Raw genomic sequence first — 6,224 nt, 5'->3', positions numbered from 1 at the left:
GGCGGCTTTCAGGTTAGCTTCGGTTCTGCTCCCCTTCAGACTCATCGTCCACTCCTTCTTCTCTGGGATGGGTGAATCGCCCCTGATGGGTCCTTAAGGCTGAGAATGGTCAATGGCGTTGAAGATATCTTCCATGGTGGGGGTGTCATCCCCGGGATTCTTTTCAATATTTAGCCAGCGGATAATACCCTGCTTGTCAATAAGGAACTCGGCGCGGGTGGAGAAGCCTTCCGGTAGGGCCACACCGTACCTTCCGGCAATCTCAAGTTTCATATCGCTGAGGACGGGAAAATCAATGCCGCCTAGAGAATCACAGAAAGCTTTCTGGCTCCAGGCACTGTCCACGCTCACCGCGATGACCCCCGTATCCCTGCTCTTGAAGCCATCCAGGTGGCGGTTATAAGTCGGTAGTTGTACTGAGCAGACGGGCGAGAAGGCCAGAGGGTAGAAAACTAAAAACACATGCTTTTTCCCCCGATAGTCTTCCAGGGAAATGATCTGATCAGCTATACTCTTGCCTGAAAAATCAGGCGCCTTGTCACCAATTTTCAATGGCATGGCTTACCTCTCGTTAGTTTCCAATTGGCATTCAGGGCATTCGCCGGTGACCTCCAGCGAGTAGCCGGTTACTTTGAATTTGCCATCCTTAGTGATAGCCTCAGCGATCCCTTCGAGGGGGACGTGGATATCGAATATACGATGACAGCGGACACAGCGGAAATGGTCGTGGCGAACCGGATTGCCATCGTAACGGACGAAGCCATTATCGAAAATTCGCCGGAGCAGGTTTCCATCGGCCAGCTGATTGAGGTTCCGGTAGACGGTCCCCAGGCTGATATTGGGTATTTCCCGCCGCACCTGGTCGAAAATCCACTCGGCGGTAGGGTGCCTGTCGGTGCCTCGAACCGCCTTCAGAATGGTATCTCTCTGCTTACTTCGCCGCATGATAACCAGGAATGATTCCTATTTAAACTTAACGATGAAGAGTGGGGCCGGCAAGAAAAAGCACATTATTCCCACGCTTGTCAGTGCTATGATACTAAACTCGTCGTTTACCACACAGCAGACTTATTTCTTCTGGGGCAGAAAACGCCAGGATAGGCTGAAATGCTTGAGGGGATCATTTGGTAGCTCCGGTTGGGGCAAATAGACGGGCGAATTTTGGATGGTGGCACCGAAGGCGTTGTAGATCCTGAAGCGCAGCTCAAAATTATTCACTTTTAGACCCGCTTCGGCGCTGGTCCATAAGGCAGTAGTCAGGGTGCCGGCGGCGGGATTCAGGAAAGGGGTGGTGTCGGCATAGCGCGGGTCGTTCCACCAGGCGAATTCATTGGAAATAAAGGCAGCGTTGGCGCTTACGAAAGGGCGGGCGCGGGTTCGTTTTAAGGGTAGCGTAAAAGTCAACCCTGCCAGGGCGTTTATTCTGGTGGGGAAGAGGTGGGTATCGGGGGAACTGACGGCCGTGATGCTGCCCTGCAATTGGAGCACATCTATCCAGGGGATCCAGTCCAGCAATAGGCCCCCGGTAGCGGCCGTGCGACCGTCGCCGGTAGACAACTGCCCCAGTTGAGTGGAAAGGTGACCTTGGGAGCCGTTGGCTTGGAGTGTCAAGATACTGCGCCGCAGGTAGACCGGGCCGGGCAGCCAGGAGGTGCTGTCCTGGGTGATGCACCGGCTGAGGTGGGGATAATCGAGAAAGCTGCTGGCCTCGGTCCTCAACGTGAGATTGTAATGGGCCGAACCGAGGGCCAGCCACGCTTCCGGCGTGAGCCGCCCGTCAATGATTGCCAGCCCGCCGTATAGTGACCAGGATGGTCTATCCCAGCGCGTGCCCAGCCGGCCGTGACTCTGGCCTAGAGGTTTGTAGCCGAGGGTGTGGTCGGTAATATGCCGTTGCTTGCCCTGCCATGCGCCTCGCAGTCTCCAGTTGGAGGTAAGTCGATAGGTAATCTCGCTTCCGGCCCATAGGCTCAGGCTGCGCCGGCCTAGGTTATTTTCTTCCACCCCGTCGGTAGTGGTTTGCAGGTCACTTACCATGGAGGCTCCGAAGAGCTGGATGTTCCAGGAGGCCAAAGCCTTTTCCAGCCGGAAGCCGTGGGCCCAGGTGCGGTTGCGCCGCCGGTCCGCCGTGAGATTGCCCCCTTCAAGCATCGGCAACCCTACCTGCTCCCGCTGGTGCAGGAGAGTATAATTGAAATCCAGCGATGGCCAAACCCGTCGCCGGTAATCCAGCAGGTAGTTCTGAAGGACGTTGCCATCAAACCGGCTGCGATTGGGTCCCGCCAGGGTATACCGGCCTGGATGGCTGCGGCCCTGCCCGGCGGTCAGGATGTTGCGGCTTTCGTCCAGTTGTACCGCCCCACCTACCTGCACATCCTGATATCGGTAATCACCCTGGTCCCAGAAGAAATAGGTCTGGTTGCGCCGGGACCGGTCCTGCATAGGGGCGATCAGAAAGACTGGTATATCGGATCCTGAGTGCAGGCCCAGCTCCGGTCCGTTATCGGATAATGATGGGTAATGACCATTCTCATCTATAACGGATGAAGGGATCACAGCCGATAAAACGGGTTGGCCCAGGCTCCCATCCAGGTAGGCGGCGCCGACGAGGAGATCCGCCGGTACAAACGGATTCCCGGCCGTGGCGGTCAGGTCCGAGTGGGCCCATTCGTCCCAGGGCAGGTGGAGATGATAGGCCCTGGGTGTATCCTGTGCCAATGGTACCAGACGGGTGACCCACGAGAATTCGGCGACGTCCAGGGAATCAGGGACCCCGGTGGTGTCTACTTGTTGAGCTGGCAAGACGCTGAGGGTGGAACCTAAGAGGAGGGTGATAAAAAACGAACCGCTACGCATTATTACTCTGGCAAATTCTTAGGGGTTCTCTTGGGGAAGAGATTCTCAGTCGTTTGCGGTTGGATCGGCTCGATATGGAATTGATTCGAAGGCTGCTTCCGGGACTTGCGGCTCACCCTGATCAGCTGCGGTACCAGCAGAAAGAAGATCAAGGTGTTTGACACCTGATGAATAGCGGTGAAAACCAGGCCGGAGATGAGCAGGGCGATGATTTCGGTGGTCGGGGCACCGGCGAACAGGGGAAAGCTGATGGAGGTGAGGCCGTCATAGATTAGCGTCCCGATCAGACCGGCAGCGGCAATGGTCAATCGGTGGGGCCAGCGAGTGAGCTTGTCAATAGCTACCCGTGAAAAAATACCTCCCAGGAGCCCCACCACGGCCTGACTTCCCACTTGGGCGGCCAACAGCACCGGAAAAGCCAGCCCGGAGCCCAGCGGGTTGGTGGCTGAGAAGATGAACATTCCGCCAGCACCGGTCAAAGCTCCTAAAGCCGGGCCCAGGGTGGCACCGGCCGTAAACGCTAAGGCGGTGATAAATTCCACGTTGGGCACCATGGCCAGCGCCCAACCCGACCCCACCATGAGAGCCATAAACATGGCCATCAATGCCATGGTGGTGGTTTTCACCGCCGATAATGCTTCCAGAGCGACGTACGAAATGGATTCCGCGAATCGGTGAAGGGCTCCTCACCGGGATCTCTGTCGATCTCTCGGAACATGAGGTCCAGCCGGCCATCGATGCGATCGATGAGGTACACCAGCAGGGCCTCGGGAAATTTGGGTGGGCGCGGGGAGCCTTCAACCGGCGAGCCCTGGTGACTCAGGATTATATGCTCCAATCTGAGGGCCAACTCCGGCGGGAACTCGGCTATACCCTGGACGGCCTCCAGTAGGATGTCCCGGCTGAGGACGACATGGCCGATGAGCTGGCCCTCTTCGGTGTAGCCCCCCGCCAGACCGGTGGATAGGCCTCTGACCTTACCGATATCGTGCAGCAGCACCCCGGCCAGGAGCAAATCCCCGTCGATGCGAGGGTAATGTTCGGCCAGCATAACGGCGATTTCCGCGGTGGATACCAGGTGCTTGAGGAAGCCCCCCCGCTCGGGATGATGGTAGGTCATCGAGGCCGGCAGCACCATAATGGTGTTCTTATAGGTCTTGAAGATCTGCCGCAGGAGTCCTTTAAGGTGCTTGTCTTTAATACCGGTGATGAGACCGGTGAGGCTTTTCCATAGCTCGCGGCGGTCTTCCTGAATGGTGGGAATCAGCAGCTCTTCGTGGAATCCATACCGGCCGTACCTTTCCCTGGTGGCCTTCGCCACGTGGGTGCAGTTCAGCTGCAGTACGCCACTATATCGCTCAACGATGCCTTTGGCAGCGATGGGATCGCCAGACTCAAACTGGCCGCGGAAGTGGTCCACCTGCTCCCAGATCTTGGCGGGGATGCGGCCGGTAGCATCCTGGAGGAGCAGGTCCAGATAATAGTCGCCGGCTTTGGTGGTCTTCAGGTGCTTTTCCAGGCAGAGATAAAAACCCTGGACGGTGGTGTTATCCTTAAAATCAACAATAGCAGTCAGTTTCATGTTAAAGGGATTTTACCTTTTGGGGCGTAGAGAAACAAGCTTCATTACCCGTCGTGAAAAGCCTTGAAGACCATCGGAAGGAAAGATAAGTTTAATGTTATTGTATATGACTGAATCGTCTGCAGACATAGAAAATGAGCAGCCAATACTGGAAATGGGTAACGAGGACGCTAAATGCCTGATAACAACCACAGCATCCTGAACCGCTACGTGCTGGTGTTGAACCAGGCCTATGAGCCGGTGATGGTGACCAATGCCAAGCGGGCCGTGATCCTGATGCTGCTGGGCAAGGCGGAGGAGGTGGTGAATTACGATGAGATCGTTCACTCCCCCAGTATTCAGATGCCCCTGCCCAGTATCGTGCGTCTCAGCCGTTATATCCGGGTTCGCGATAAGGAAATTGTGCTGACCCGTAAGAACGTGCTTAAGCGGGATAATCATCGCTGCCAGTACTGCGGTCGCACCTCGGTTCCCCTTACTCTAGATCATGTACTTCCCAAACAGCGCGGTGGCAGGGACACGTGGAACAACCTGGTGGCGGCCTGTCACGTCTGTAACGTGCGCAAGGGGAACCGCACCCCCACTGAAGCTGGCATGCCCCTCCTGCGGCCGCCGCACAAGCCCTCCCGCATTACCCATTTCCAGAAATTCGTCCGCAAGCACCAGGCTGCTTGGCGTCCCTATCTGTTTATGGAACCGGCGGCGTGAAGCGCAGGCGGGTTCTCAGCGGCATGCGGCCCACAGGGAAACTCCACCTGGGACACTACGTGGGGGCATTGGAAAACTGGGTGTCCCTCCAGGAAACTTACCAGAACTTCCACCTCATCGCTGATTATCACGTCCTCACCACCCAGCTGGATACCGCCCACATCGCCGAAAATACCTTGGAAATGCTGAAGGACTGGCTGGCGGCGGGCATCGATCCCGAGCGCAGCCCCATTTTCCGCCAGAGCCAGATCAAAGAACATTCCGAACTGTTTCTCATCCTGAGCATGCTCATTACGGCTAACCGCCTGGAGCGCAATCCCACCCTTAAGGAGCAGATACGGGATCTGAATGTCGAGAATGTTGTGTATGGCCATCTGGGCTACCCGGTCCTTCAAGCTGCCGATATCCTGCTTTACAAGGGTGAATTGGTGCCGGTGGGGGAGGACCAGGCGCCCCATGTGGAGATTAGCCGGGAGCTGGCCCGCAAGTTCAACAAGACCTACGGGGCGGTTTTCCCGGAACCGAGAGTCAAGCTCACCCGGTTTGCCCGTTTACCGGGCTTGGACGGCCAGGCGAAAATGAGTAAGTCACTGGGTAACGCCGTTTTGATGTCCGATGAGCCGGAGACTGTCCAGGCCAAGCTCAAGAAAGCGGTGACCGATCCCCGGAAGATTCGCCGGGGTGATCCGGGACGGCCCGATATCTGCCTGGTGTTCACCCACCATACGCGCTTCAATCAGGCACACGTATCAGAGATCCGGGCCGGCTGCGAGAGTGGTAAGCTGGGCTGTGTAGACTGCAAACGGATGTGCGCTCAAGCCATTGCTGATCAGCTGGCGCCTTTCCGTGAACGGCGCCACTATTACGATGCCCACCTCGATGAGTTGAAGCAGATCATTAGCGATGGGGAGGCGCGGGCTAAGAGGGAGGCCCAGGCCACCATGTCAGAGGTGCGGCAGGCCATGGGTCTGGGTTAATGGCGTACCACGTTCATCTGGAAAATTTTGAGGGCCCCCTGGATCTGCTGCTGTACTTCATCCAGCGGGATAAAATCGACATCTACGACATCCCCATCGCC

At 56.8% G+C, this 6,224-nt stretch carries 8 protein-coding genes; 3 read left to right on the top strand and 5 right to left on the bottom strand.

Translation table 11 applies throughout. The annotated features are described in order from the left end of the window. Positions 1-93 precede the first annotated feature (93 nt). The 5 genes from ACETWG_12410 to ACETWG_12390 form a co-directional block, all read right to left on the bottom strand. Positions 94-558, bottom strand: a complete 465-nt coding sequence (locus ACETWG_12410) for a redoxin domain-containing protein (GenBank protein MFB0517390.1) — start codon at positions 556-558, stop codon at positions 94-96. Between the two features lie 3 nt (positions 559-561). Continuing rightward, complete coding sequence (locus tag ACETWG_12405; GenBank protein ID MFB0517389.1) at positions 562-945, bottom strand: Fur family transcriptional regulator; 384 nt, start codon at positions 943-945, stop codon at positions 562-564. 123 nt (positions 946-1,068) lie between these two features. Then, positions 1,069-2,856 carry a hypothetical protein gene (locus tag ACETWG_12400; protein MFB0517388.1) on the bottom strand — a complete coding sequence of 596 codons (1,788 nt, stop codon included), beginning with the start codon at positions 2,854-2,856 and terminating at the stop codon, positions 1,069-1,071. A 2-nt stretch (positions 2,857-2,858) separates the two neighbouring features. After that, positions 2,859-3,482, bottom strand: a complete 624-nt coding sequence (locus tag ACETWG_12395; GenBank protein MFB0517387.1) for a hypothetical protein — start codon at positions 3,480-3,482, stop codon at positions 2,859-2,861. Further along, a complete protein-coding gene (locus ACETWG_12390) occupies positions 3,479-4,438 on the bottom strand; it encodes a 3'-5' exoribonuclease YhaM family protein (protein ID MFB0517386.1) in 960 nt (319 codons plus the stop codon). The genes ACETWG_12395 and ACETWG_12390 overlap by 4 nt, the downstream gene beginning before the upstream one ends. Before the next feature lie 174 nt (positions 4,439-4,612). Between ACETWG_12390 and ACETWG_12385 the strand changes: the two genes are divergently transcribed. From ACETWG_12385 to ACETWG_12375, 3 genes are all read left to right on the top strand, one after another. Further along, positions 4,613-5,146, top strand: coding sequence for an HNH endonuclease (locus tag ACETWG_12385; GenBank protein MFB0517385.1), 534 nt, complete (start codon positions 4,613-4,615; stop codon positions 5,144-5,146). Further along, complete coding sequence (gene trpS / locus ACETWG_12380) at positions 5,143-6,123, top strand: tryptophan--tRNA ligase (GenBank protein ID MFB0517384.1); 981 nt, start codon at positions 5,143-5,145, stop codon at positions 6,121-6,123. Before ACETWG_12385 ends, trpS begins: the two co-directional genes overlap by 4 nt. Further along, a partial coding sequence (locus ACETWG_12375) for a segregation/condensation protein A (GenBank protein MFB0517383.1) occupies positions 6,123-6,224 on the top strand: 102 nt, incomplete at its 3' end. The genes trpS and ACETWG_12375, both read left to right, overlap by 1 nt.

The organism is Candidatus Neomarinimicrobiota bacterium (assembly GCA_041862535.1).
Lineage (GTDB): Bacteria > Fidelibacterota > Marinisomatia > SCGC-AAA003-L08 > TS1B11.
This window is presented reverse-complemented; position numbering and strand designations above follow the sequence as displayed.